The sequence below is a fragment of the Homoserinimonas sp. A520 genome, assembly GCF_054489245.1.
This window is the reverse complement of the sequence record NZ_JBTMWX010000008.1, coordinates 81,511-105,686: the sequence shown is the minus strand read 5'-3', so window position 1 is coordinate 105,686 and position 24,176 is coordinate 81,511. Positions and strand designations below refer to the sequence as shown.

Genomic DNA, 24,176 nt, shown 5'->3' with positions numbered 1-24,176 from the left:
GGGTTATGAGCCTCAAAGTAGAGACCCCGGATGCCGTGACGCTTCCGAGCGAAGAGCCGCTTCGCCTGATCGATGATTCCGGCCATGCAGCGCCCGCCGCACAGTCCGGCGGCTTCGCACTGCCAGACCCGCAAGCGCTGATGAACCTCTACCGACGCATGGTCATCGCGCGCCGCTGGGACATTCAGGTGAGTGCCCTCACCCGCCAGGGACGCCTGGCGACCTATCCTTCGGCGCTCGGCCAGGAGGCATCCGAAATCGGTGCCGTGCTGGCCATGGAGCAGACCGACTGGCTGTTCCCCACCTACCGCGACTCCATCGCCGTGATGACGCGCGGGGTTGCTCCCGGCGAGATCCTGCAGGCGTTCCGCGGCGACTGGCACTGCGCCTTCGATCCGCACGAGCACCGCACCATGCCCCAGTCCACCCCGCTGGCGACTCAGGCCCTGCACGCGGTGGGCCTCGCCACCGCCGCCAGGCTGCGCAAGGACCCGATCGCCGCCCTGACTTTCGTCGGTGACGGCGCCACCAGTGAAGGCGACACCCACGAGGCGTTCAACTTCGCCGGCGTCTGGCAGGCTCCCGTCGTCTTCCTGGTGCAGAACAACCAGTTCGCCATCAGTGTGCCCATTTCCAAGCAGACCAGGGCTCGTGCGCTGTCCGACCGCGCGATCGGCTACGGCGTGCCGGGGTACTACGTCGACGGCAACGATGCGGCAGCCGTGTACGCCGTCGTCTCGGCGGCCATGCAGCGTGCACGCAGCGGAGGCGGCCCCAGCATCGTCGAATGCCTCACCTATCGCATCGAAGCACACACCAACTCGGATGACCCGAGCCGGTACCGGGGCAAGGAAGAGGTCGACGTCTGGAAGGGGCGCGACCCGATCGAGCGCCTCGAGAAGTACCTGCTGAGCGAAGAGATCCTCTGCCAGGAAGACCGGGACTCCATTGCAGCGGAGGGCGAGGAACTCGCATCCGCCACCCGCGACGCCATGAACGTGGAAGCGGTCGTCGACCCGATGGAACTGTTCGCCAACGTCTACGGGGCACCGCGCTCCAACCTGGCCGAGCAGCGCGCGCTGCTGGAGCAGGAACTGTCTGAGGTGGGCGCTGAATGACTACCCAGGCAACCGCATCCGTCACCATGACCGCCGCGCTGAACACCGCGTTGCGCGATGCCATGGCCGAGGACGAGAGCGTCGTCGTCTTCGGTGAGGACGTCGGTCCGCTCGGCGGGGTGTTCCGCATCACCGACGGCCTGCAGGCGCAGTTCGGCGAGGAGCGCATCTGGGACTCGCCGCTGGCGGAATCCGGGATCGTCGGAACCGCGATCGGCATGGCCATCTACGGCCTGCGCCCGGTCGTCGAGATGCAGTTCGACGCCTTCAGCTACCCCGCGTTCGAGCAGATCGTCTCCCACCTGGCCAAGATGCGGAACCGCACGCGGGGCCGCGTCACGCTGCCCATCGTCATCCGCATCCCGTGTGCCGGCGACATCGGCGGGGTGGAGCACCACTCGGACTCCTCCGAGGCCTACTGGGCGCACACCCCTGGGCTCACCGTCGTCACGCCGTCGAATCCGGCTGATGCCTACTCGATGCTGCGCGAAGCCATCCGCTCCGACGATCCAGTCATCTTCATGGAGCCGAAGAGCCGTTACTGGTCGAAGCAGGAACTGACGCTGCCGGTCACCACCGAGCCGATGAACACCGCGGTGGTGCGCCGCGAGGGCACGGATGTCACGCTGATCGCCTACGGGCCGACCGTCAAGACCGCGCTGGAGACCGCAGAACTCGCCGAGGAGGAGGGACTCTCCGTCGAGGTCGTCGACCTGCGCAGCCTCTCCCCCTTCGATGACGCGACGGTCGGGGCATCCGTTCGCAAGACGTCGCGCGCCGCCGTGCTGCACGAGGCAGCCCAGTTCGGCGGCTACGGCGCCGAGGTGGCCGCCCGGGTGACCGAACGCGAGTTCTACCACCTGGCGGCGCCGATCCTGCGGATCACCGGCTTCGACATCCCCTACCCCTCGCCGAAGCTGGAGAAGTACTACCTGCCGACGCCGGAGCGGATCCTGAACGCGCTCAACACCTGGGTCTGGGAGGCGTGATGGGCAAGCAGTTCATCCTGCCCGACCTCGGCGAGGGCCTGACCGAGGCGGAGATCGTCAGCTGGCTGGTTGCGCCTGGCGACACGATCAGCATCGACCAGCCGGTCGTCGAGGTCGAGTCGGCCAAATCGGTCGTCGAGCTGCCGAGCCCGTTCGGCGGCGTGGTCGAGACGCTTCACGCCGAGGCGGGCACCACCGTGCATGCCGGACAGCCGCTGCTCACCATGGCCGGGAACGCCGAAGAGGCAGGGGCACCGGACGTCGTGCCCGGTACGGCGGTGCGTGAGGTGGCGGATGCTGCGGAAGAAGGCTCCGGCGCGGTGCTCATCGGCTACGGGACGCAGGCGCGGAAGCGCGGGCCCAGCAAGGCCGGGTCGGGGCGGTTCGGTGCGCGAACGGCCGTGGCACCGGAAGCACCGACATCTGTCCCAACCGTTGGGACAACTGAGCAAGCGACCTCCGGCCCCTCCCCCGTCGTCTCCCCGCTGGTGCGCAAGCTCGCCCGCGACCACGGCTTCAATGCCAGTGACCTCGCCGGCAGCGGCCCGAACTCGCTGGTCATGCGGGCCGATGTCGAGGCCCGCATCGCGGAAGGTGACGCGCCTGCTGTGGTGCCGACAGCATCCGTTGACCAGGGCCTGCCACTGCTGGGGCTGGCTGACCGGAGGATTCCGATCAGCGGCCTGCGGAAGATCGTGTCGGAGCGGTTGTCGACGTCGCGGCGGGAGATCCCGGAAGCGACCATCTGGCTCGACGTGGACGCCACCGCGCTGATCGAGGCGAAAGACGCCCTGCAGCGCAGCACCGGGGAACGGTTCAGCCTGAACGCGCTCATCGCCCGCTTCGTCGTCGCCGGGCTGAAGCAGTACCCGATCCTCAACTCCTCGGTCGACACCGAAGCGGGCGAGATCGTGCAGCACGGACAGATCAACCTCGGCCTGGCGGCGCAGACTGCCCGCGGCCTCATGGTGCCGGTAGTGCACGACGCCGGTTCGCTCACCACTCGGCAATTGAGGGACAGTATCGGCGAGCTCGTTTCCACGGCGGAGACCGGTTCGTTCAGCGGTCCACAGCTCAGTGGCGGAACCTTCACGCTCAACAACTACGGCGGGTTCGGGGTTGACGGTTCGGCCGCGATCATCAACCACCCGGAGGTCGCCATCCTCGGCATCGGACGGATCATCGACCGCCCCTGGGTGGTCGGCGGGCAGGTCGTGGTGCGCAAGGTCGTGGTGCTCTCACTCGTGTTCGACCACCGGGTGTGCGACGGCGACGTGCCGTCGCAGTTCATCACCTTCGTGGCGAGCTGCATCCAGAATCCGATCTCGCTGCTCGCCGAGCTGTAGCCACCACGCCGCACGCAAGCGACTTTCGAAAGTGCCCGTTCCGGCGAGATGCACCCTTTCCGCGGGCCACTTTCCTCCGGAACGGGCACTATCGCCATTAGCCTGAACACGTTGCGCGGGTCTTCTTTCTCGCGCGCGTGAAGTTTCGCCCGCGCCCGCAAAAATCGCCCGCGCCCGGTGAGCCAAACCACGGAGGGGTCAGCGGCCGCTGAACGTCGGCTTGCGCTTCTCCTGGAACGAACGGAAGCCCTCCGCGTAGTCCGAGGTGCGACCGAGATCGCCCTGCGCCGCGTTTTCCGCCTCGACGGATGCCCAGAGACCGACCCGTTCGTCGCGCAACTGGGCGATCATCCGCTTGCTGGCGAGAAACGCCTGCGTGGCACCGGATGCTGCTGCCCGCGCCTTCCCCCGCGTGAACTCGAGGAGCTCGTCGTCCGGGACCGCGCGGCTGAAGAGCCCAGCGTCCACCGCATCCGCACCACTCATCATCTCGCCCGTGTAAATCAGGTCAAGCGCGCGGTGGGCACCGAGCCGCTCGAAGAACAGCGCATGCCCGCCGGAGTCGAGGGCGGCGCCGAGGGACGCGAAGGGAGAACCGAACATCGACTTCTCCCCCACGTAGACCACGTCGGTGGCGATCGCCAGCCCCAGGCCGACCCCGAGGCATCCGCCCTGAACGGCTGCGAAGGTTGGTGCAGGGAACGCAGCAATAGTGCGCAACACCGGGGTAACGATGTCGCGCAGGAACGCCGTACCGTCATCGCTTGCGGCGTCGACCTGGGAAATGTCACGGCCGGCACAAAACGCGCGGCCCTCACCGCGCAGCACGAGCGCGCGAACATCGGCATCCGCTGCCTCAAGATAGGCGGCACCGAGCTGGTCGAGGTCGTCAGCATCCAGCGAGTTGAGCTTCTTCGGGGCGTTCAGCGTGATCTCGGCCAGGCCGTCGGTGATGGTGAGGTCGATCAAGCGGGCTCCCTAGTTGTCGTAGTTCACGGTCACGGTTTCGCTGGTGGGGTGGGACTGGCAGGTGAGGATGTACCCGCGCTCCAGCTCTTCCGGCTCGAGCGCGTAGTTCTCCGCCATGTCGACCGTACCGGTGACCAGCTTCGCGCGACAGGTGCCGCAGACACCGCCAGCACAGGCGAACGGCACATCGGACCGCAGTCGGAGGGCGGCGTTCAGGATGCTCTCCTGACCGTGAACCGGAGTGGTGACGGATGCCGTGCGCCCGTCGAGCGTGAAGGTGATGGTGTGCACTCCCGCACCGTCATCGACCGGGGCGGAGCGGCCGTGCGACCCGGACGGGCGGTCGGGGCGATCCGTGGTGAAGAGCTCGAAGTGCACCTGACTGCGTGGTGCGCCCGCTGCCTCGAGGGTGTCCCGGACCAGCTGCACCAGGTCGAATGGGCCGCAGATGAACCACTCATCCACATCCGCGGGCCGCACCAGGTGCTCGAGGAAGGTCGCAAGCCTCTCCTCGTCGACGCGGCCGGACAGCAGCTCGGAGTTGCGGTGCTCGCGTGTGAGCACATGGAACAGGGCGAACCGGTCGGGGTAACGGTCCTTCAGGTCGGCGAGCTCTTCGAGGAACATGACGTCCTGAGCCGTGCGGTTGGAGTAGACCAGGCTGAACCTGGCTCCCGGGGATGCCGCGAGCGCGCTCCGCGCCAGGGACATGATCGGGGTGATCCCGGAACCGGCGACGATCGCGGCGAAGTGCTTCCCAGTGCCGAGCTCGGTGGTGAATGTACCCTGCGGGCTCATCACGTCGAGCACCTCGCCCGGCTTCAGCGACTCATTCGCCCAGGTGGAAAATTCGCCGCCGAGGTCCCGCTTGATCGCAACCCGGATCTCCCCCGCCGTCGGAACGGCGCAGATCGAGTAACTTCGCCTCAGCTCCCGTCCGTCGAACTTCTTGCGAAGCGCCACATACTGGCCGGGCAGGTAGTCGTAGTGGCCGGACAATCCTTGCGGAACCTCGAACGCGACCTCGATGGAGTCCTCGGTCAGCCGTCGTACGTCGCTGACCGCCAGCGGGTGGAACTCGGCACGCTTCCGCGTGCGGATGGGATCGTTAGCCAGCACAGGGGCATCCGTCATCAGATCACCTTGAAGTAGTCGAACGGCTCCTGGCAGGCCTGGCAGGCGTAGAGCGCCTTGCAGGAGGTGGAGCCGAATCGCGACAACTCCCTGGTGTCGAGGGACCCGCACTGTGGGCACTTGACGGACATTCGCACCCTGATCGGTCCGCTGTGCGCTGCTTTTCCGGTCGGCGCGGCGATGCCGTACTCGGCCAGCTTGCGCTTGCCGTCTTCTGACATCCAGTCGGTGGTCCAGGCCGGGGACAGCACGATGCGTACCCGAGCCTCCTCGAAGCCGGCGGCCTTCAGGGCGCTCACCACGTCGTCGCGGATGGCGTCCATGGCCGGGCACCCGGAGTAGGTGGGGGTGATCGTCACCTCGGCAACACCGTCGACCACCTCGGCCGAACGCAGCACGCCCAGGTCTTCGATGGTCAGCACCGGCACTTCGGGGTCGGGAACCGTCGCGGCGATCTCCCATACCCGGAGAGCCTCACCCTCGGCGGGCTTGGGTCGGGCGGTTCTCTCAAGCGTGCTGTCCATGGCGATCACCAGGTGGCTTCCGGATGCGCGCGGGCCAGCACCTGCAGCTCCGCCAGCAGCGGCCCGAGGTGCTCGGTGTGGTTGCCGATACGGCCGCCACCGCGGGCGACGAACCCGGTCGGGCCCTCCAGGTCGGCTTCGGTCAGCACAGTGCCGACGAGTCGGTCGAAGTCTTCGCGCAGTTCAGACGGCCGAACAGCGACGCCAGCCAGTTCGTCGATGAGCGCGTCGTCGCGGAACAGTTCGTCGACGTACGGCCAGGTGTCCGCGAGCGCCACCGTCATCCGGCGGCGGGACTCGTCGGTGCCGAGCGCCAGGCGCAAGACCCACTGCCCGGCGTGGTCGCGGTGGTAGTCGACCTCTTTGACGGCCTTCGCCGCAATGGCGGCGAGCGTGGCATCCGTCGACTCCGTCAGGCGGCGGTAGAGCTCGTATTGGTAGAACGAGGCGACGAAGCTCCGGGCGATGGTGCGGGCGAAGTCACCGTTCGGCTGCTCGAACAGCCAGGCACTGCGGAACTCGTGCTCGTCGCGGAAGTAGGCCAAATGATCTTCGGTCTTGCCCCAGGCTTTCGCGGCGTAACTCAGGAATGACCGCGCGTGCCCGAGTTGGTCGAGGGCGATGTTGCCGAGGGCGACATCCTCTTCGAGTTCGGGCGCGCGGGCGATCCACCCGCCGAGGCGCTGAGCGAGGATCAGCGCGTCGTCGCCGAGGCGGAGGGCGTACTGGGCGACAGCATCCGTCGGCACTTCGCTCGACTCGATGACATCTTCCGGCCGCAGCCCGGTGCCGGGGGTGATGCGGGTGGCGGTCTCGCTCATAAGTGCTTCACCCCTTCAGACTCCTTGTAGTAGGTGGCGTGGCGGTAGTCCTTGCCCTGCGGCGACTCGAAGAACGCGCCGCGGGCATCCGGATCTGACGCCGTGATGTCGCTGGCCGCGACCACCCAGATCGACACGCCCTCGTTGCGGCGGGTGTACAGGTCGCGGGCGTTGCGCACCGCCATTTCGGCGTCTGGGGCGTGCAGGGAGCCGGCGTGCACGTGCGACAGCCCGCGGGAGGAACGGATGAACACTTCCCAGAGGGGCCATTGTTCTGCAGCGGATGCGCCGGGGCTGGTCATGAGGCGATCCTCTCGGTGCGCGCGGCCATTTTCGACGCATAGGCTGCTGCGGCTTCCCGAACCCAGGAGCCGTCCTCGTGGGCGGTACGGCGGCGCTCCAGGCGCACCGCGTTCATCGGCCCGCGGCCCTTCAACACCTCGGTGAACTCGTCCCAGTCGAGCTGGCCGTAGTCGTAGTGGCCGCGCTTCTCGTTCCACTTCAGGTCGGGGTCGGGCAGGGTCACACCGAGCACCTCCGCCTGGGGAACCAGCATGTCGACGAAACGCTGGCGCAGGTCGTCGTTGCTGAAGCGCTTGATGTTCCAGGCCATGCTCTGGGCGGAGTTCGGGGAGTCGCCATCCGGCGGGCCGAACATCATCAGTGCCGGTGCGTACCAGCGGTTCACTGATTCCTGGGCCATCTGGCGCTGGGCATCCGTGCCCCGCATCAGGTGCAGCAGGATCTCGAATCCCTGGCGCTGGTGGAACGATTCCTCTTTGCAGATGCGCACCATGGCGCGACCGTATGGTCCATAGGACGCCCGGCAGAGCGGCACCTGGTTGCAGATTGCCGCCCCGTCGACCAGCCAGCCGATGGAGCCCATGTCGGCCCAGGTCGGGGACGGGTAGTTGAAGATCGAGGAGTACTTCGCCTTGCCGCTGATCAGGTCGGCGGTCATCTGCTCCCGCGGGGTGCCGAGGGTCTGCGCGGCCGAGTAGAGGTAGAGTCCGTGGCCGGCCTCATCCTGCACCTTGGCCATCAGGATGGCTTTGCGCTTCAGGCTCGGGGCACGGGTGATCCAGTTGCCCTCCGGCTGCATACCGATGATCTCGGAGTGCGCGTGCTGGGAGATCTGACGCACCAGGGTGCGGCGATAGTCGTCAGGCATCCAGTCGGTCGGTTCCACTCGCTTGTCGGCCGCAATCAATTCGTTGAACCGGGCCTCGCCCGCTTCGTCGACCTCGGCGGTCACAGTGTTGTCCGTCGCCATGGGAAATCACCTTCGATCGTGGCCCGGCCGGATCAATGCTAGGCAACTGACCGACCGTTCGTTTAGGCTTGTGGTGGCTTTAGGCTAACACCGAAGAGATAGGCGGTCAACGATGAGCGACACACGGTCGGATTACACCCCACCAGACACCATGCTGCGCGACGATCGCGCATCCACCGAGCTGCTGGGCATGGAGGTCGTCGAGATGGCGGAGGGGCACGCGGTCGTGACCATGACCATCCGCGACGACATGCTGAACGGTCATCGGATCGCGCACGGCGGCCTGGTGTTCACGCTGGCGGACACCGCATTCGCCATAGCCTGCAACGAGGAGGGCAGCGTCACCGTGTCATCCGGCGCCGAGATCACCTACCTCGCTCCGAGCCTCCCCGGCCAGACGCTCACCGCGACAGCCAAGCTGAGGTCGAAACGGGGCCGCAGCGGAATCTACGACGTTGACGTGCGCTCGGAGACCGGGCTGGTCGCCGAGTTTCGTGGTCACAGCCGCACCATGCGACCCGCCTCCAATGCAACCGACAATGGTTGACGTACCGGTCGCCAGGCGCAGCAGATCGCCGCGGCCCAGCTACGACCAGGAATCGATCCTCACGGTCGCCGTCGAGGTGTTCAACCGGCACGGCTACGAGGCGACCTCGATGGGCGTGCTCGCCGAGAACCTCGGCATCACCAAGTCGGCCATCTACCACCACGTGCCCAGCAAGGAGTACCTGCTGGAGCTTGCTCTCGAGCAGGCTCTAGGCGCCCTGGAGGCGATCCTCGCCGATGATCGGGCGGCGAATGGGGCAGCGGATGCCCGGCTCGAGTTCGTGCTCCGCTCAGCTGTCGCCGTGCTCACCGAAAGGCTCCCTTTCGTCACCCTGCTGCTGCGGCTCCGCGGCAACACCGAGATCGAGCGAACCGCCCTGGAGCGTCGCCGTGCGTTCGACCGCGCGGTGTCCGCGCTCGTCGACCAGGCCCGCAGCGACGGCACCCTGCGAAGCGACATCGACGCCAGGACCACCACCCGGCTGCTGTTCGGCATGATCAATTCGATCGTCGAATGGTTCAACCCGACCGGACCGCTCACGCCTAAGAAGCTGGCGGACGACGTGGTGAAGGTCGCGTTCGGTGGGTTGCGAACTCCCTAAGAAACGACGGGGTTGCCCAGGTACGCATTCCGCACCTCGGGCAGCTCGACCAGTTCGGCCGGAGGGCCGCTCAGCGCCACCTTCCCGCGCTGCATGACGACTGCCCGGTCGGCGATCTTGAATGCCGCCCGAACGTTCTGTTCGACCAGCAGCACGGCCAACTGGTTCTCGGTGCGCAGCCGGCCGAGAACCTCCATGATCTCCGCGACGATCTTCGGGGCGAGACCGATCGACGGTTCATCGAGCAGGATGGCGGTCGGTTCTGCCATCAATCCGCGACCGATGGCCACCATCTGCTGCTCCCCGCCCGACAGCGTTCCGGCAAGCTGGCCCAGCCGGGGTTTCAGCCGGGGGAAGAGTTCCAGCACCGGGTCGAGGTTGCCGCTTGCCTTCTTCGTCCACGCTCCAAGCGCGAGGTTGTCGCGCACCGACAGGGTGGGGAAGCAGAGTCGGTTCTCGGGCACGTGGGTGAGTCCGAGCGCTGCCATCTTCTCGGCGGGACGCCCAGTAATGTTCCGCCCGTCCAGGGTCACCGTCCCGGCGCTCGGCCTGATCAACCCGCTGACCGCCCGGAGCAGGGTGCTCTTCCCCGCGCCGTTCGATCCGACCACCGCTAGGATTTCCCCGGCGCCCACTTCCAGCGAGACGTCGTGCAGCACCTCGAGCTGGCCGTAGCCGGCATCGAGTCCCACGACGACGAGGCTCACGAGTGCTCCTCCAGTTCGATCAGTTCGGACTCGGCTTCATCGCGGTCGGTGCCGAGGTAGGCGACCACGACCGCTGGATCGTTTCGCACAGCTTCGGGCAGGCCCATGGCGATCAGCACACCGTCATCGAGCACGGCGACCTCGTCGGCGAGAGACATGACCTGCGCCACATCGTGCTCGACGAGCACGATGGTGAGCCCCGCATCCCGCAACCGCCTCAGCAGCGCTGCCAGCGCGTCCCGTTCCGCCCCGCTCAGCCCGGCCATTGGCTCATCCAGGAGCAACAGGGCAGGCTCGGTCGCCAGCGCCCGGCACACCTCCATCATCCGTTGCCGGCCGAACGGCAGCGAGACGGCGGCGAAGTCCGCGACATCCGTCAACTCCATCGATTTCAGGATGTCGCGGGCGACGGCACGGTTTCGGTTCTGTTCCGCTCCCTGCAGACCCAGCATCCCGCGAACGATCCCGGACCGGCCCTTCCGGTATCGGCCCATGTAGACGTTGCCCAGGACATCCGTCGAGGTGAACACCTGCAGGTTCTGGAAGGTACGGGTCAACCCATGTTCGGCGGCTACGTGCGGCTTTCTCCCCTGTATCTGCTTCCCGAGGAAGGTAACGGTGCCCTCGGTCGGCGCCAGGGCGCCGGAGATGATGTTGAAGCAGGTCGTCTTGCCTGCACCGTTTGGTCCGATGAGGCCGAGGATCCGGCCGGCGGGAACGGTGAAGCTGACGTTGTCCAGGGCGACCACCCCGCCATAGCGCTTGGTCAGGCCGGAGACTTCGAGCATCGGTTCACCGACAGCGAGGGGCGCGCTCACCGCCGGAAGGGGAACGTCTTCCCCCTCAGCGCCGGAAGCCGCTTCAACAGCCGGCCTCTGCCTGCGAATCAGCCGCCATACTGTCGTTGCCGCCTGGTGGAGCCCACCAGGCAGAAGGAGGATGACCAGGATCAGCACGAGGCCGTAGCCGAGCAGCTGCACTTCGCCGGTCGCGCCGGGGATGAGGGTCGGAATCAGCTCGCGCAGGCCGTCCCCCAGCAGTGTGATCAGGAACGCGCCGGCGAGCGCCCCCCACACCGAGCCGAGGCCGCCGATGACCACCATCAGCAGCATCTCGACGGAGAGTTCGAAATGGGCGATCTCCGGAGAGACGATTGCCACCTGGTAGGCGTAGAACACGCCGCCGATGCCAGCGAATCCGGCGGACAAGACGAACACCTTGAGCCGGAGCGCATAGGTGCTCACGCCGAGTGATTCCGCCGCGAGCTCTGAATCATTGATCGCGGACAGCGCCCGTCCGGCCCGGCTGCGGGTGAGGTTAAGCGCCAGGATGATGCCGATGATCACGAACGGGGCGACGAACCAGAAGAAGAACCCGTTGTTGCTGATCGTGATTCCGAAGATTTCCGGCCGCTGGATGCCATAGATGCCGGTGGTGCGACCGGTGAAGTCCCACTCGCGCACCGCGATGGTCACGATGAAGCCGAGGCCGAGTGTCGCCAGGGCGAGATAGTGCCCACGGAGGCGCATGAGCGGGAGCCCGACGAGCAGTGCCACGAGCATCGCCGCAACGATCCCGGCGATCGCGGCAAGGACCCCTGGCACGTCGAACTTGGTCAACAGGATCGCGTGGGTGTATCCACCGACCGCGAAGAATGCCGCCTGGCCGAGGCTGACCTGCCCGCCCAGCCCCATCAGCAGGTTCAAGCCGATCGCCGGGAGGGCGAAGATCATCGCGAACACCGCAATGCTCATCATCGACGTGCTTGCGGTGAACGGAATCGCGATGATCACCGCGAGGAAGATCCCGCAGCCGATGATGGTGCCGCGGTTGATCGCCCAGAAGCCGCTTGCCGCCGCTTCCCCGCGAATCAGGCCCGGTGCCACCGTCATGACGCCACCTTCCGGCGGTCGCGCGGCTTCAGCACGAGACCTTCGGTGCGGAAGACCAGCACCGCGATCAGGATGAAGAATGCGACCGCGTCCCGGTAGCCGGAGTGGAGGTATGCCGCCACGTAGGACTCGAGGACCCCGAGCAGCAGCGCCCCGACGATCGCCGCCCGGAAGGACGTCAGCCCGCCAAGCACGGCGGCCACGAAGCCCTTGAGCCCCAGCAGCAGGCCACCAGACCAGATGGTGAGGTAGATCGGCGAGTAGACGACTCCGGCAACCGCGCCGACCAGCCCGGCGATGGCAAACGCGATGACGGATGCCATCACCGGCGAGATCCCGACGATCCTGGCCGCCACCGGCTGCTCCGCGCAGGCGCGCAGCGCCTTGCCCCAGCGCGACTTCTCGTAGAAGAGCACGATACCGCCGCCGACAACGACCAGCGCTCCGACCATCCACAGGTCCTGGGAACGGATGCTCACGCCACCGATGAGCATGTCTTCACCCGGCAAGGCCGGCAGCCGCCGGGCCTCGGGCCCCCAGATGACGAGCATCGTCGCCTCGAGCAGGATCGACACGCCGAGCGTGACGATGAGCGATACCAGCACCGTCATGTTCTTCACGCGCGCGATCACCAGTCGCTCCACCAGGATCGAGACGAGGATGACCGACAGGATGGCCACCAGGATTGACAGCAGCAACGGCATGCCTGCGACGGTCAGCCAGATCGCGCCGAAACCGGCGAGGGTTGCGTAGTCACCTTGCGCAATGTTGATCACATTGCGCACGGTGTACACCGCGATAAGGCCGACCGCGAGCAGGGCGTACACAGTTCCCTGCGACAGCCCTGCCACCGTCAACTGCAGGAAGTCGGTGAGCACCGGGTCAGTCCTTGTACAGGTTCCAGCGACCGTCCTTCGCTTCGGCGAGGATCAGGGCGGACGCATCCAGTCCGGAGTGGTCCTCTGGCGTCATGGTGAAGATCCCGGAGATCCCGACAAAACCGTCGGTCTTCTCGATGGCGTCGCGGAGTTCATCCGGGTCGGTGCCCACCTCGGAGATCGCGTTGATCGCGATGTGCCAGGCATCGTAAGCGTGTCCAGCGAAGCTCGACGGCTGCTCGCCGAACTCGGCACTGTAGTCGGCCTTGAACTGCTCGATGACCTCGCGCTGCGGGTCGTCGGACGGGAGTTGGTCAACCACGAGCAATCGGCCCATCGGCGCGATCGCACCGGTTGCCGCGTCCCCGGCCGCGTCGAAGAACGCCGCGTTGGCGACGCCGTGCGACTGGTACACCGGCTTGTTCACGCTGAGCTTCATATACGCCGCTTGCGCGAGTCCGGCCGACGGGGTGATGCCCCAAATGAGGACGGCGTCGGCATCCGAACCGCGGACACTCGTCATCTGCGGGGTGAAGTCCGTCGCGCTCGGCTCGAAGGCCTCGGTCATGACCAGTTCGACGCCGTGGTCTGCGCCAAGCTCGGTGATGGTGTCGGCAACGCCCTCACCGAATCCGGTGGCGTCACGAATCAGCGCCAGCTTGGTATAGCCCATCTCCTCGGCGTCGGCGAGGATCCGCTCAAGCACGATGACATCGTTCTGCGCTGTCTTGAACACCCACTCGGAACCCTCGACGATCGCCACGTTGGCCGCGATCGAGATCATCGGGATCTCGGCGGATTCCGCGATCGGGCGCATCGCGATGCTCGGGCCGGTGCGGGAGGCACCGATGATCAGGTCGACATCGTCGCCTTCGATGAGCTTGGTCGTCGCCCGTGCGGCCCCGTCCTCCGTCGACTGGTTGTCTTCGATGATGAGCTCGACTTCGCGTCCGTCCAGGCCGCCATCCTCGTTGAGCTGGTCGGCGAGCATGTTCAGCGTGTTCTGCTCCGGAACGCCGAGGCTGGCACCGACACCCGTGATGTCGAGCACAGCGCCGATCCTGATCGGGCCGTCATCGGAAGTCGCGTCGTCGTCGCCACCACCCAGGTTGGAGGCACCGCACCCGGTGAGCGCGAGGGCGACGGATGCCATGACGGCGATGGGAACGAATGAACGATTACGAGACTTCTTCATTGGAATCTCTTTCCTTGACGACAGCGATCGAGGAACCCGAACGCCCGAGCTTTCATTATGCCCGCGATCTGGCCCCCACGGCACCAATTCGGGGGACAGCCTGACGGTTTGACGAACATGCCGGTTGCAGGAATAGAGTCGCCATAGAAACGATCGAACCAATGGAGGTATCGATGACAGGCACTGAGAAGTCCCGACTCAGGGCTCCCGAGCGAGAAGAGCTGGACCCGGAGGAGAGACTCTCCCGTGACGAACTCGAGGCACTCCAGTTACGTCGTCTGCAGCAGACTGTCCGGTCCGCGTATGAGAATGTCCCGCTCTACACCGCAAAGTTCGATGAGGCTGGAGTGCATCCGGATGACATCCGGGAACTGAAGGATGTCGAGAAGTTGCCCTTCACCACGAAGGAGGACCTGCGCCAAACGTACCCCTTCGGCATGTTCGCGCTGCCGAGGAACCAGATCGCGCGCATCCACGCCTCCTCCGGCACCACCGGCCGGCCCACCGTCGTGGGGTACAGCGCCAACGATCTGAAGAACTGGGCGATGCTGATTGCCCGCAGCCTGAAAGCGAGCGGGGTGCGCCCGGGAATGATGGTGCACAACGCCTACGGCTATGGGCTCTTCACCGGCGGGCTTGGCCTCCACGGCGGCATCGAGGCGCTCGGCGCGACCGTCGTCCCGATGTCCGGAGGACAGACCGCCAAGCAGGTGCAACTGATCCGCGACTTCGAGCCGGATGTGATCCTCTGCACCCCCAGCTATCTCCTGACCATCGCGGATGCCATGGAGGAGGCGGGCATGGACTCCCGCTCATCGAGCCTCAAGGTCGGGGTGCTCGGCGCTGAGCCCTGGACGAACCAGATGCGGCAGGAACTCGAGGACCGCCTCGACATCGACGCACTGGACATCTATGGCCTGAGTGAGGTGATGGGGCCCGGCGTCGGCAACGAGTGCATCGAGACGAAGGACGGACCTCACCTCTGGGAGGACCAGTTCCTCCCCGAAGTCATCGCCGAGGACGGAACGACCGTTCCGGACGGCGTGCGCGGCGAGCTGGTCTTCACCACTCTGGCCAGGGAGGCGATGCCGGTCATCCGCTATCGGACACGCGACCTGACCAGGTTGCTGCCAGGGACGGCCAGGCCGAACATGCGGCGCATGGAGAAGATCACCGGCCGAAACGACGACATGATCATCCTTCGCGGCGTGAACCTGTTCCCCACCCAGATCGAGGAGATCGTGCTCGCAGTCAGGTCCCTCTCGCCGCATTTCGTGCTGGAGTTGACTCGGGTGCGGCACCTGGACGAGTTGACCGTGCGGGTCGAACGGCGCGACGGTGGACAGGAGGCCGAAGGGGTCGCCGGTGGTCGGGAACTGGCTCACCGGGTGAAGACACTGATCGGCTGCAGCGTCCAGGTGGTCGTGGTGGCACCGCGATCACTCGAGCGGAGCGCCGGCAAGCTGAAGCGCCTCTACGACCTGCGGGAGTAGGCGCCTAGTTGTGCTTCGCGACGAGGGTCAGCACGTCGTAGGTGGCGACGATCTCGTCGTTCTGGTTGTGGATGATGGCGTCCCAGCAGACCTCGCCGTACTCATCCGTCTCCCTCGGCGTGATCTTCTTGGCGGTGAGCGTCACGCGGATGCTGTCGCCGGGCGAGACCGGCGTGATGAACCGCAGGTTCTCCAGGCCGTAGTTTGCCAGGACCGGCCCAGGCTCGGCGTCAACGAACAGCCCTGCGGCCCACGACACCAGCAGGTAGCCGTGCGCCACGATGCCGGGGAAGAACGGGTTCGCAGCCGCCGCCTCCGCGTTGGTGTGGGCGTAGAACTTGTCTCCGGTCTCCTCGGCGAACGCGCTCACGTCGTCGAGGGTGACCTCGCGCAGGCCGGACTCCAGGGAATCCCCCACCCGCAACTCGGCGAGGGACTTGCGGAAGGGATGCACACCGTCGGCGCGCCTGGCGGAACCGTTGACCCACTGCCCGGTGATGGCCGTCAGCATGTCAGGCGAACCCTGCACGGCGGTGCGCTGCATGTGGTGCATGACCGAGCGGATGCCGCCCAGTTCCTCCCCGCCACCGGCACGCCCCGGGCCACCGTGAACGAGATGCGGCACGGGCGAACCGTGGCCGGTGCTCGACCGGGCGTCATCGCGGTCGAGCACCAGGGTGCGTCCGTGGTGGGCGGCGATGCCGATGACGAGCTGGCGTGCGACGTCCTGGTCGTGGGTGGCGACGGTCGCCACCAGTGATCCACCGCCGAGCGCGGCCAGTTCGATGGCTTCGTCCACACTGCGGTAGCCGATCACCGACGACACCGGTCCGAATGCCTCGATCTCGTGGACGGCGGGGGTGCGGGCATCCGCGAACTTCAGCAGGATCGGTTCGAGGAACGCACCATCCGGGGCGACTCCGGTCGACCCGTCCGCGAGGCGGACTTCCGGAGCGTCCAGGGAACCGACGGCGAGTTCTCCCCCGGCCGCCAGCAGCTCGCGAACCCGCGCGACGACCTCGTCACGCTGGCCGCGGCTGACCAGGGCACCCATGGTTACCCCATCGGCCCGCGGGTCGCCGACCACCACGCGACTGGCGATGCGGTCGCGAACGGCGGCGATCACGTCATCCACCGACTCGGCAGGCACGATGGCGCGGCGGATGCTCGTGCATTTCTGCCCGGCCTTGACGGTCATCTCGGTGACCAGTGACTTGACGAAGGCGTCGAACTCCGGGGTGTCCGGTGTTGCATCCGGCCCCAGGATGGCGGCATTCAGCGAGTCGGTCTCCGCGGTGAAGCGCACTCCCCCGGTGACGACGCTGGCATGCGCCTTCAGCGTGTTGGCGGTCGATGCCGAGCCGGTGAAGCCGACCAGGTCGCGGTAGTCGAGGAAGTCCAGCAAGCCACGGGCAGGCCCTGCGACCAGCTGGATGGAGCCTTCGGGCAGGATCCCCGACGCGAGAATGTGGCGGACAGCGGCCTCGGCCAGGTACACGGTCGGCGTGGCCGGCTTGACGATGGTGGGGACACCGGCGAGGAATGCGGGTGCGAACTTCTCCAACATGCCCCAGACCGGGAAGTTGAAGGCGTTGATCTGCACCGCGACACCGGGGATGCGCGTGAAAATATGCTGCCCGAGGAATGAACCATCCTTGGACAGGATCTCGGCCGGCCCGTCGATGACGATCTGCGAGTTCGGCAGCTCCCTGCGACCCTTGGAGCCATAGGCGAACAGCACGCCGATACCGCCGTCGATGTCGACCATCGAGTCGATCTTCGTGGCACCAGTCTGGGCGGAGACCTCATACAACTCGTCCCGCACGCCGTTCAGGTACAGGGCGAGCTCCTTGAGCTTGAGCGCGCGCTGGTGGAAGGTCAGCTTCCCGAGGCCCGCCTGCCCGACACTGCGGCCGTACTCGACGGCCGCGAACAGGTCGATGCCGTCGACACTGACCGACGCGAGCGACGCGCCAGTGCTGGCGTCGAGCAGCTCGGTCGCATCCGCTGCATGGCTGGGGGTCCACCACGAACCGCTCACGTGGCTGGCAACTAGCGTCATGACTTGTCTCCTTCGTTCCAGGTGTAGAAACCTTGGCCGGACTTGCGCCCGAGTTCTCCGCGCGCGACTTTGGCGCGCAAGACTTCCGGTGGGCTGAACCGCTCGCCGAGCGACTCCTCCAGGTACTCGGCGATACCGAGGCGCACGTCGAGGCCCACAACATCGGTGAGCTTCAACGGGCCCATCGGATGCCCGTAGCCGAGCACCATTGCAGCGTCGATGTCTTCAGCGCTGGCCACGCCGTCCTCGAGCATGCGCATTGCCTCCAGGGACAGCGCAACGCCCAGGCGAGAGCTCGCGAATCCGGGCACATCTCGCGCCACGATCGGCGTCTTGCCGAGTGCGGCGACCCAGCCCCGCGCCTGGGAGATCAGCTCGTCAGCACTCGACTCGCCGACGACGATCTCGACCAGCTTCGATGCCGGCACCGGGTTGAAGAAGTGCAGTCCGCAGAACCGCTCAGGGCGGGACAGGTTGGTCGCCAGCGAGGTGATCGAGATCGATGAGGTGTTGCTGGCCAGCCAGGCGTCAGGTGAGATGACCGCCTCGACGCCCGCGAGCGCGGGGAGCTTCAGCTCCAGCGACTCCGGAACAGCCTCGACGACCAGCCCGGCCGGGGCGAAGTCGGCGTAGTCGGTCGAGTAGCGCATGCGGGCGTTCAGCGCATCCGCGCTCTCCTGGGTGCTGCCGCGCTTCACGCTGGCGGCAATGGACGCTTCAACGCGCTCCCGAGCCTGGTCGCTGCTGGCCGCATCACGTTCCACCACGGTGACGGATGCTCCGGCCAGGCAGAAGGCGTGCGCAACCCCGGCGCCCATCCGCCCGCCGCCCAGCACGCCGACATTCCTCGGGACAGTGCTGCCTGGGACGGCGCTGTTGGGGACCCCGGTCATTTCTTTCGCTCCAGGAATGCGGTCATCCGCTCGTACTTGGCGTCGGATTCGAACAGGATGGACTGCTCCTCGAGGTCGATGGCCGGGTGCGCCGACCGCGGTGCGGCCAGGGCGCGCTTGGTGGCCTGCAGCGCTGCGGGGTCGCCGCGCAGGATCCGGTCGGCCAGCGCATCCGCTGCCTGCAGCAACTCGTCGGCCTCATGGATCTCGGTCACCAGGTGCAGCGCGAGCGCCTCATCGGCGGTGAGCACGCGCCCGGCAAGCAGGATCTGTTTGGCAACGGGTTCCCCCACCAGCTCAGCCAGGCGCCAGGTGGCGCCGGCTGCCGCGATGATGCCGAGGGAGACTTCCGGGTTGCCGATCTTCAGGCTCGGTGTCGCAATCCGGAAGTCGGCCGCGTAGGCCAGCTCAGCGCCGCCGCCCAGCGCATACCCGTCGACGGCGGCGATCACCGGCATCGGCAGCGCAGCGATCCGGGAGAACAGGGTGGTGTTGATACCGGCCAGCGCGTCATCACGGCGACGATCGCGCAATTGGCGGATGTCCGCGCCCGAGGCGAAGATGCCGCCGCCGCCCGAGATGACGAGCACCTTCGGCTCGCGCTCCAGCCGCCCGCACACCTCGTGCAGTTCGTCGACCATCGCCTGGTCGATCGCGTTGCGAGCGTCCGGGCGGTTGAGGGTGACGAACAGGCGGTCCGGCCGCTCATCAACGATCAGGGTCTTGCCGGGCTCAGCGGCCATCAGGCGCGCTCCACCGCGAGGGCGGCACCCTGGCCGACACCGACGCACATGGTGGCGAGTCCAACGTTGGCACTCTCACGGTCCATCCTGCCCAGCAGGGTGACCAGGATGCGGGTGCCGGATGCGCCGAGCGGGTGCCCGAGGGCGATCGCGCCGCCGTCCTGATTCACCAGGTCCGGGTCGAGGCCGAGCCGGCGGATGCAGGCCAGCGACTGGGTGGCGAACGCCTCATTGAGCTCGATGGCGTCGAGGTCGTCAATCGAGAGACCCAGTCGTGCGAGCAGCTTCTGGGTGGCTGGGACCGGGCCGAGGCCCATGATCTCCGGTGCGATTCCCGCGCTGGCGCCGCCGAGAACCCGAGCCCGCGGTGTGAGTCCGTAACGCTCGACCGCTTCGGCGCTGGCGACGAGGATCGCGGCAGCTCCGTCGTTGAGCGAGCTCGCGTTGCCCGCCGTGACCACGCCGTTCGATCCGACGACCGAGCGCAACCCGGCCAAAGTCTCCAGGCTGGTATCCCGACGCGGCCCCTCGTCTGTGCTGACGTCGCCCTTCGCCGTGGGCACGGCCACGATCTCGTCGGCGAACCGGCCGGCATCAATGGCCGCGACCGCCCGCTGGTGGGACGCCAATGCGAACTCGTCGGCATCCGCCCTCGTAACCTGGTCGACTGTGGCGACTTCTTCTGCCGTCTGCGGCATGGAGTAGGTCGCCTTGTCGCGGTTCGCGAATCGCGGATTGGTGAAGCGCCAGCCGATCGAGGTGTCAAACTGCTCTCCCGGCTTGGCGAACGCCTTCTCGGGCTTGGCCTGGACCCAGGGAGCACGGGTCATTGACTCGACACCGCCGGCCAGGATGAGGTCTGCCTCGCCGGCCTTGATCGCCTGCGCGGCCATGGTCACCGACTGGAGACCGGATGCGCACAGCTGGTTGACCGTCACGCCCGCGATGTGGTCGGGGAGCCCCGCGAGCAGGGTGGCCATGCGGGCCACGTTGCGGTTGTCCTCGCCTGCCTGGTTCGCAGCGCCGAACAGCACCTGGTCAATGGCGTCGGGGTCGACACCGGTGCGGTTCACGACCTCACGGAGCACCAGCGCGGCCAGATCGTCGGGCCGGACGCCGGCCAATACGCCGCCGTAGCGGCCGATCGGGGTTCGTACGCCGCCTACCAGGAATGCTTCAGCCATCTGTCCGCCTTCACCGCCGGATTGGGCCAGCAACTGACTGACCGTTCGTTCTGTAAAGGATGTCATGCCGTTCGACGCCGGTCAACCAGCGTGCGGCATCAGCCCCGGGTTACTACCGGCTCGCCTACCGGGGCATCCGGCATGGAGGCGGCGATGCGGTTCGCCTCCTCGATCAATGTCGCGACGATGTCGGCCTCCGGAACGGTCTTGATGACCTCACCCTTGACGAAGATCTGGCCCTTGCCGTTACCGGATGCGACGCCCAGGTCAGCCTCGCGAGCCTCACCGGGACCGTTCACCACGCAGCCCATCACGGCTACCCGCAGCGGAACGCTCATACCCTCCAGGCCCTTGGTGACCTGATCGGCGAGCGTGTAGACATCCACCTGGGCGCGCCCGCAGCTGGGGCAGGAGACGATCTCGAGCTTGCGCTCACGCAGGTTCAGCGATTGCAGGATCTGCAGGCCGACCTTGACCTCCTCGACCGGCGGAGCGCTCAGGGAGACCCGGATGGTGTCCCCGATCCCCTCCGAGAGCAGGATGCCGAAAGCGGTCGCCGACTTGATGGTGCCCTGGAACGCCGGCCCGGCCTCCGTGACGCCGAGGTGCAGCGGCCAGTCGCCGCGCTCGGCGAGCTGCCGGTACGCCTTCACCATGACGATCGGGTCGTTGTGCTTGACCGAGATCTTGAAGTCATGGAAGTCGTGCTCCTCGAACAGGCTCGCCTCCCAGACGGCGCTCTCAACGAGCGCCTCCGCCGTCGCCTTGCCGTACTTCTGCAGGAGCGACGGTTCCAGCGAACCGGCATTCACGCCGATGCGGATGCTCACCCCGGCGGCCTTCGCCGCCTTCGCGATCGCCCCGACCTGGTCATCGAACTTGCGGATGTTCCCCGGGTTGACCCGCACGGCGCCGACCCCGGCGTCGATCGCCGAGAACACGTAGCGCGGCTGGAAGTGGATGTCGGCGATCACCGGGATCTGGCTCTTCGCCGCGATGATGTGCAGCACGTCGGCGTCGTCCTGGTGCGGGACAGCGACACGCACGATGTCGCATCCGGATGCCGTCAGCTCGGCGATCTGCTGCAACGTGGCGTTGATGTTGGTGGTCTGCGTCGTCGTCATCGACTGCACGCTGATCTGGGAGTCGCTGCCGACGGCGACCTTGCCGACCATGATCTGGCGCGTCTTGCGACGGGGAGCCAGTACGGGAGGGGTTGTCGGGATACCTAAGTTGATTGCAGCCACGGTCCCAGCTTACTTCGCGGCGCTGGAGGGATTGCTGGACGGTCAGGCGATGTGGGCGTGGAACGCCTCCGCGAACGCGGTCGGGTGCTCGAGGTGCGGCGAGTGACCGCACTCGGCGAGTTCGACCTCGCGGTACTCCCCGCCGTTCGCCTGATAGCGGTCGAGCACTGCCCGCGTCTGCGCCTTCATCGGCTGCGGTGGCGCTACCTCTTCGCCGGGCCAGCCGGGGATGGCTCCGAGCTGACCCAGGTAGTTGAGGTCGAAGAACGAGGTGTCTGAGGCGATCGCGTCATCGGTGCCGTGGATCCACAGGATGGGTGGTTTCGCTGCGGCATCGGCAATGCGGGAAACGTTGAAGCGGGTGGGCGCCATGGTGTTGAGTACCCCGGAATTGCCGGGGGCGAACCCTGGCCAGCTTTCCGACGGAGTCGAGTTGCCCGGGTAGTTGCCGTCGCCGGTCTTCGTCGACAGCATCGACTGCACCCACACGTCCTCGAAGGGCAGGCTCTCGCCGTTCTTCACATACGCCGAACGAAGAACCGAACGGGGCGACGTCGGCTCGTCCGCCGAGGTGTCTCCTGCGGCCAGCCGCGCCACGAAGTCGGGGTTCGCCCCACCACCACCGGTTCCGGCGCCATCGGCGGTGAGCATCCGCCCGTCCGGCCCGGTGGTGCCGCCGAATCCGTAAGGGGACACCGGCGCCACCAGGGTGAGGGTCGCGAACAGCTCCGGCCGGTCGAGCAGCAGCTGCATTGCGACGCCACCACCCATGCTCCAGCCGACCAGGTGTGCCGAGCGGATGCCCAGCTCGTCGAGCACGGACGCAACGTCGTCCGCGTAGTCGCCGAGGCCCCGCGCGGCATCCACCGGCAGCGTCTCGCTGTCACCGAAACCGCGAAGGTCCACGGCAAGCGCGCGGACATCATCAGGCAGCGCCAGCATGGTGGGCTGCCAGAACAGCGAGGACGACACGTTGCCGTGAATGAACAAGACAGTCTTCTGCAGCGTATTCGACGGACGCTCCAGAACGGATGCCCGGAGGCGCGGGGTTCGTACCTCGTGCTGGGTGATCCCGTCGAAGATCGTGTCGGTCATGCGCTGAGGGCGACGGTCAGCGGCGGCTCGGTCGCTGCGATGACTTCCTCCACGGTCACTCCCGGAGCCAGCTCGGTGAGCACCAGGCCGTCAGGGGTGACGTCGATGACGGCCAGGTCGGTGATGATCCGGTCGACGACCCCCCTGCCGGTCAGCGGCAGCGAGCAGTCGTTCACGATCTTCGCCGAGCCGTCTTTGGCCACGTGCTCCATGAGGATGATCACCCGCCGGGCTCCGTGCACCAGGTCCATCGCGCCGCCTGGGCCCTTCACCATCTTTCCCGGGATCATCCAATTGGCCAGGTCGCCGGATGCCGACACCTGCATCGCGCCGAGGATGGCCGCGTCGATCTTGCCGCCGCGGATCATCCCGAAGCTCATTGATGAGTCGAAGAACGCCGAACCGGGAAGGACGGTGACCGTCTCCTTGCCCGCGTTGATCAGGTCGGGGTCCACCGCGTCTTCTGTCGGGTATGGCCCGACGCCGAGGATGCCGTTCTCCGACTGCAGCACGACGGTCAGGTCGTCGGGAACGTAGTTGGGCACCAGGGTCGGAAGCCCGATGCCGAGGTTCACGTAGGATCCGTCGGTGAGCTCAAGCGCCGCGCGGGCCGCCATCTCGTTTCGTGTCAAAGCCATGGTTACTTTCCTTCCCTGACCGTGCGGCGTTCGATGCGCTTCTCGATGTCGCTGCCGACCTCGACAACGCGGTGGACGTAGATCCCGGGAAGGTGTACCTGATCGGGGTCGATGGCGCCGGCGTCCACCAGCTCTTCGACCTGGGCGATGCAGACCTTGCCTGCCATGGCAGCCAGGGTCGCGAAGTTGCGCGTCGCCTTGTTGAACACCAGGTTGCCGTGGCGGTCGCCGCGAAGGGCGTGCACCAGGGCGAAGTCGGTGGTGATCGACGTCTCCAGCACGAAATCGTGCTCCTCGCCGCGGTACTCGTAACTGCGCACTTCCTTGGGTTCGGATGCCAGCGCAACGCCTCCTGATCCGTCGTACCGAACCGGCAGCCCGCCTTCCGCCATCTGCGTTCCCACTCCGGTCTGCGTGAAGAACGCAGCGATCCCGGAGCCTCCGGCCCTCAGCTTCTCGGCCAGCGTGCCCTGCGGGGTCAACTCGACCTCGAGCTCGCCAGACAGGAACTGCCGTTCGAACTCCTTGTTCTCCCCCACATAGGACGAAGTCATCTTGCGGATGCGACGCGCTGCCAGCAGCACGCCGAGGCCCCAGTCGTCGACACCGCAATTGTTGCTGACGATGCGCAAGTCTTCGGCGCCCTGTTCGAGCAGCGCGTTGATCAGCACCATCGGGTTCCCGGAGAGCCCGAATCCGCCTACCGCTATGGATGCTCCGGACGGGATGTCCGCTACCGCCTCCAGGGCCGAGCCAACCTCTTTGTTGATCGTCATTCATGCCTCCATGGTTCTGATGTGGGGTGCGGCTTTCGCATCGTCGCTCGG

At 66.7% G+C, this 24,176-nt stretch carries 24 protein-coding genes; 6 read left to right on the top strand and 18 right to left on the bottom strand.

Annotated features, from left to right (window positions below; genetic code table 11):
• Window positions 1-5 precede the first annotated feature (5 nt).
• From ACX3PH_RS15405 to ACX3PH_RS15395, 3 genes are read left to right on the top strand one after another with little or no spacing between them, the layout of a single operon-like run.
• On the top strand, window positions 6-1,118 hold the full coding sequence (locus ACX3PH_RS15405) for a thiamine pyrophosphate-dependent enzyme (protein ID WP_459093577.1): 1,113 nt from the start codon (window positions 6-8) through the stop codon (window positions 1,116-1,118).
• A complete protein-coding gene (locus ACX3PH_RS15400; protein ID WP_459093576.1) occupies window positions 1,115-2,107 on the top strand; it encodes an alpha-ketoacid dehydrogenase subunit beta in 993 nt (330 codons plus the stop codon). Before ACX3PH_RS15405 ends, ACX3PH_RS15400 begins: the two co-directional genes overlap by 4 nt.
• Window positions 2,107-3,453, top strand: a complete 1,347-nt coding sequence (locus tag ACX3PH_RS15395) for a dihydrolipoamide acetyltransferase family protein (protein ID WP_459093575.1) — start codon at window positions 2,107-2,109, stop codon at window positions 3,451-3,453. The genes ACX3PH_RS15400 and ACX3PH_RS15395 overlap by 1 nt, the downstream gene beginning before the upstream one ends.
• 198 nt (window positions 3,454-3,651) lie before the next feature.
• Here the strand turns inward: ACX3PH_RS15395 and ACX3PH_RS15390 are convergent, their stop codons facing one another.
• Genes ACX3PH_RS15390 through paaA form a run of 6 tightly spaced genes read right to left on the bottom strand, consistent with a single transcriptional unit; the run spans window position 3,652 to window position 8,174 of the window.
• Window positions 3,652-4,422 carry an enoyl-CoA hydratase/isomerase family protein gene (locus tag ACX3PH_RS15390; protein WP_459093574.1) on the bottom strand — a complete coding sequence of 257 codons (771 nt, stop codon included), beginning with the start codon at window positions 4,420-4,422 and terminating at the stop codon, window positions 3,652-3,654.
• A 9-nt stretch (window positions 4,423-4,431) separates the two neighbouring features.
• Window positions 4,432-5,556 (bottom strand): 1,2-phenylacetyl-CoA epoxidase subunit PaaE, encoded by a 1,125-nt coding sequence (gene paaE / locus ACX3PH_RS15385; protein ID WP_459093573.1) that lies wholly within the window; start codon window positions 5,554-5,556, stop codon window positions 4,432-4,434.
• Entirely contained in the window at window positions 5,556-6,080 is a 525-nt protein-coding gene (gene paaD, locus ACX3PH_RS15380) for a 1,2-phenylacetyl-CoA epoxidase subunit PaaD (RefSeq protein ID WP_459093572.1), read from the bottom strand. Before paaD ends, paaE begins: the two co-directional genes overlap by 1 nt.
• 5 nt (window positions 6,081-6,085) lie before the next feature.
• On the bottom strand, window positions 6,086-6,901 hold the full coding sequence (gene paaC / locus ACX3PH_RS15375; protein WP_459093571.1) for a 1,2-phenylacetyl-CoA epoxidase subunit PaaC: 816 nt from the start codon (window positions 6,899-6,901) through the stop codon (window positions 6,086-6,088).
• Window positions 6,898-7,203, bottom strand: a complete 306-nt coding sequence (paaB, locus tag ACX3PH_RS15370) for a 1,2-phenylacetyl-CoA epoxidase subunit PaaB (protein ID WP_459093570.1) — start codon at window positions 7,201-7,203, stop codon at window positions 6,898-6,900. The genes paaC and paaB overlap by 4 nt, the downstream gene beginning before the upstream one ends.
• Entirely contained in the window at window positions 7,200-8,174 is a 975-nt protein-coding gene (paaA, locus tag ACX3PH_RS15365; protein WP_459093569.1) for a 1,2-phenylacetyl-CoA epoxidase subunit PaaA, read from the bottom strand. The genes paaB and paaA overlap by 4 nt, the downstream gene beginning before the upstream one ends.
• 112 nt (window positions 8,175-8,286) lie before the next feature.
• Between paaA and paaI the strand changes: the two genes are divergently transcribed.
• Window positions 8,287-8,721, top strand: a complete 435-nt coding sequence (gene paaI / locus ACX3PH_RS15360) for a hydroxyphenylacetyl-CoA thioesterase PaaI (protein ID WP_459093568.1) — start codon at window positions 8,287-8,289, stop codon at window positions 8,719-8,721.
• Window positions 8,714-9,322: a TetR/AcrR family transcriptional regulator gene (locus ACX3PH_RS15355; protein ID WP_459093567.1), complete on the top strand. Its 609-nt coding sequence runs from the start codon at window positions 8,714-8,716 to the stop codon at window positions 9,320-9,322. The genes paaI and ACX3PH_RS15355 overlap by 8 nt, the downstream gene beginning before the upstream one ends.
• Here ACX3PH_RS15355 and ACX3PH_RS15350 read toward each other — a convergent pair.
• The 4 genes from ACX3PH_RS15350 to ACX3PH_RS15335 are packed head-to-tail and all read right to left on the bottom strand — an operon-like array spanning window position 9,319 to window position 13,994.
• Window positions 9,319-10,029, bottom strand: coding sequence for an ABC transporter ATP-binding protein (locus ACX3PH_RS15350; RefSeq protein ID WP_459093566.1), 711 nt, complete (start codon window positions 10,027-10,029; stop codon window positions 9,319-9,321). The two genes, ACX3PH_RS15355 and ACX3PH_RS15350, sit on opposite strands and share 4 nt — an antisense overlap.
• The gene (locus ACX3PH_RS15345; RefSeq protein ID WP_459093565.1) at window positions 10,026-11,921 is read right to left on the bottom strand and encodes a branched-chain amino acid ABC transporter ATP-binding protein/permease; all 1,896 of its coding nucleotides are present in this window, start codon (window positions 11,919-11,921) and stop codon (window positions 10,026-10,028) included. Before ACX3PH_RS15345 ends, ACX3PH_RS15350 begins: the two co-directional genes overlap by 4 nt.
• Window positions 11,918-12,799 carry a branched-chain amino acid ABC transporter permease gene (locus ACX3PH_RS15340; RefSeq protein WP_459093564.1) on the bottom strand — a complete coding sequence of 294 codons (882 nt, stop codon included), beginning with the start codon at window positions 12,797-12,799 and terminating at the stop codon, window positions 11,918-11,920. Before ACX3PH_RS15340 ends, ACX3PH_RS15345 begins: the two co-directional genes overlap by 4 nt.
• A 4-nt stretch (window positions 12,800-12,803) precedes the next feature.
• Entirely contained in the window at window positions 12,804-13,994 is a 1,191-nt protein-coding gene (locus ACX3PH_RS15335) for an ABC transporter substrate-binding protein (protein ID WP_459093563.1), read from the bottom strand.
• Window positions 13,995-14,167: 173 nt separating this feature from the next.
• Between ACX3PH_RS15335 and paaK the strand changes: the two genes are divergently transcribed.
• Complete coding sequence (paaK, locus tag ACX3PH_RS15330; RefSeq protein ID WP_459093562.1) at window positions 14,168-15,487, top strand: phenylacetate--CoA ligase PaaK; 1,320 nt, start codon at window positions 14,168-14,170, stop codon at window positions 15,485-15,487.
• A gap of 4 nt (window positions 15,488-15,491) precedes the next feature.
• On the opposite strand, the gene paaZ is transcribed toward paaK, so the two are convergent.
• The 8 genes from paaZ to ACX3PH_RS15290 all read right to left on the bottom strand — a co-directional run bounded on the left by paaZ (window position 15,492) and on the right by ACX3PH_RS15290 (window position 24,125).
• The gene (gene paaZ, locus ACX3PH_RS15325) at window positions 15,492-17,549 is read right to left on the bottom strand and encodes a phenylacetic acid degradation bifunctional protein PaaZ (protein WP_459093561.1); all 2,058 of its coding nucleotides are present in this window, start codon (window positions 17,547-17,549) and stop codon (window positions 15,492-15,494) included.
• Entirely contained in the window at window positions 17,546-18,442 is an 897-nt protein-coding gene (locus ACX3PH_RS15320) for a 3-hydroxyacyl-CoA dehydrogenase family protein (RefSeq protein ID WP_459093560.1), read from the bottom strand. The genes paaZ and ACX3PH_RS15320 overlap by 4 nt, the downstream gene beginning before the upstream one ends.
• A complete protein-coding gene (locus ACX3PH_RS15315; RefSeq protein ID WP_459093559.1) occupies window positions 18,439-19,185 on the bottom strand; it encodes an enoyl-CoA hydratase/isomerase family protein in 747 nt (248 codons plus the stop codon). Before ACX3PH_RS15315 ends, ACX3PH_RS15320 begins: the two co-directional genes overlap by 4 nt.
• On the bottom strand, window positions 19,185-20,369 hold the full coding sequence (locus ACX3PH_RS15310) for an acetyl-CoA C-acyltransferase (protein WP_459093558.1): 1,185 nt from the start codon (window positions 20,367-20,369) through the stop codon (window positions 19,185-19,187). Before ACX3PH_RS15310 ends, ACX3PH_RS15315 begins: the two co-directional genes overlap by 1 nt.
• Window positions 20,370-20,467: 98 nt before the next feature.
• Window positions 20,468-21,616, bottom strand: coding sequence for a flavodoxin-dependent (E)-4-hydroxy-3-methylbut-2-enyl-diphosphate synthase (ispG, locus tag ACX3PH_RS15305; protein ID WP_459093557.1), 1,149 nt, complete (start codon window positions 21,614-21,616; stop codon window positions 20,468-20,470).
• Window positions 21,617-21,658: 42 nt separating this feature from the next.
• Window positions 21,659-22,711, bottom strand: coding sequence for an alpha/beta fold hydrolase (locus tag ACX3PH_RS15300; RefSeq protein ID WP_459093556.1), 1,053 nt, complete (start codon window positions 22,709-22,711; stop codon window positions 21,659-21,661).
• On the bottom strand, window positions 22,708-23,349 hold the full coding sequence (locus tag ACX3PH_RS15295; RefSeq protein WP_459093555.1) for a CoA transferase subunit B: 642 nt from the start codon (window positions 23,347-23,349) through the stop codon (window positions 22,708-22,710). The genes ACX3PH_RS15300 and ACX3PH_RS15295 overlap by 4 nt, the downstream gene beginning before the upstream one ends.
• Before the next feature lie 2 nt (window positions 23,350-23,351).
• Window positions 23,352-24,125: a CoA transferase subunit A gene (locus ACX3PH_RS15290; protein ID WP_459093554.1), complete on the bottom strand. Its 774-nt coding sequence runs from the start codon at window positions 24,123-24,125 to the stop codon at window positions 23,352-23,354.
• Between the last annotated feature and the right edge of the window lie 51 nt (window positions 24,126-24,176).

Excerpts from the sequence above, each read along its gene's own strand:
- ACX3PH_RS15405 (WP_459093577.1), top strand. The coding sequence starts at position 6 with ATGAGCCTCAAAGTAGAGACCCCGGATGCCGTGACGCTTCCGAGCGAA.
- ACX3PH_RS15400 (WP_459093576.1), top strand. The coding sequence starts at position 1,115 with ATGACTACCCAGGCAACCGCATCCGTCACCATGACCGCCGCGCTGAAC.
- ACX3PH_RS15395 (WP_459093575.1), top strand. The coding sequence starts at position 2,107 with ATGGGCAAGCAGTTCATCCTGCCCGACCTCGGCGAGGGCCTGACCGAG.
- paaE (WP_459093573.1), bottom strand. The coding sequence starts at position 5,556 with ATGACGGATGCCCCTGTGCTGGCTAACGATCCCATCCGCACGCGGAAG.
- paaD (WP_459093572.1), bottom strand. The coding sequence starts at position 6,080 with ATGGACAGCACGCTTGAGAGAACCGCCCGACCCAAGCCCGCCGAGGGT.
- paaC (WP_459093571.1), bottom strand. The coding sequence starts at position 6,901 with ATGAGCGAGACCGCCACCCGCATCACCCCCGGCACCGGGCTGCGGCCG.
- paaB (WP_459093570.1), bottom strand. The coding sequence starts at position 7,203 with ATGACCAGCCCCGGCGCATCCGCTGCAGAACAATGGCCCCTCTGGGAA.
- paaA (WP_459093569.1), bottom strand. The coding sequence starts at position 8,174 with ATGGCGACGGACAACACTGTGACCGCCGAGGTCGACGAAGCGGGCGAG.
- paaI (WP_459093568.1), top strand. The coding sequence starts at position 8,287 with ATGAGCGACACACGGTCGGATTACACCCCACCAGACACCATGCTGCGC.
- ACX3PH_RS15355 (WP_459093567.1), top strand. The coding sequence starts at position 8,714 with ATGGTTGACGTACCGGTCGCCAGGCGCAGCAGATCGCCGCGGCCCAGC.
- ACX3PH_RS15345 (WP_459093565.1), bottom strand. The coding sequence starts at position 11,921 with ATGACGGTGGCACCGGGCCTGATTCGCGGGGAAGCGGCGGCAAGCGGC.
- ACX3PH_RS15335 (WP_459093563.1), bottom strand. The coding sequence starts at position 13,994 with ATGAAGAAGTCTCGTAATCGTTCATTCGTTCCCATCGCCGTCATGGCA.
- paaK (WP_459093562.1), top strand. The coding sequence starts at position 14,168 with ATGACAGGCACTGAGAAGTCCCGACTCAGGGCTCCCGAGCGAGAAGAG.
- paaZ (WP_459093561.1), bottom strand. The coding sequence starts at position 17,549 with ATGACGCTAGTTGCCAGCCACGTGAGCGGTTCGTGGTGGACCCCCAGC.
- ACX3PH_RS15320 (WP_459093560.1), bottom strand. The coding sequence starts at position 18,442 with ATGACCGGGGTCCCCAACAGCGCCGTCCCAGGCAGCACTGTCCCGAGG.
- ACX3PH_RS15315 (WP_459093559.1), bottom strand. The coding sequence starts at position 19,185 with ATGGCCGCTGAGCCCGGCAAGACCCTGATCGTTGATGAGCGGCCGGAC.
- ACX3PH_RS15310 (WP_459093558.1), bottom strand. The coding sequence starts at position 20,369 with ATGGCTGAAGCATTCCTGGTAGGCGGCGTACGAACCCCGATCGGCCGC.
- ACX3PH_RS15300 (WP_459093556.1), bottom strand. The coding sequence starts at position 22,711 with ATGACCGACACGATCTTCGACGGGATCACCCAGCACGAGGTACGAACC.
- ACX3PH_RS15295 (WP_459093555.1), bottom strand. The coding sequence starts at position 23,349 with ATGGCTTTGACACGAAACGAGATGGCGGCCCGCGCGGCGCTTGAGCTC.
- ACX3PH_RS15290 (WP_459093554.1), bottom strand. The coding sequence starts at position 24,125 with ATGACGATCAACAAAGAGGTTGGCTCGGCCCTGGAGGCGGTAGCGGAC.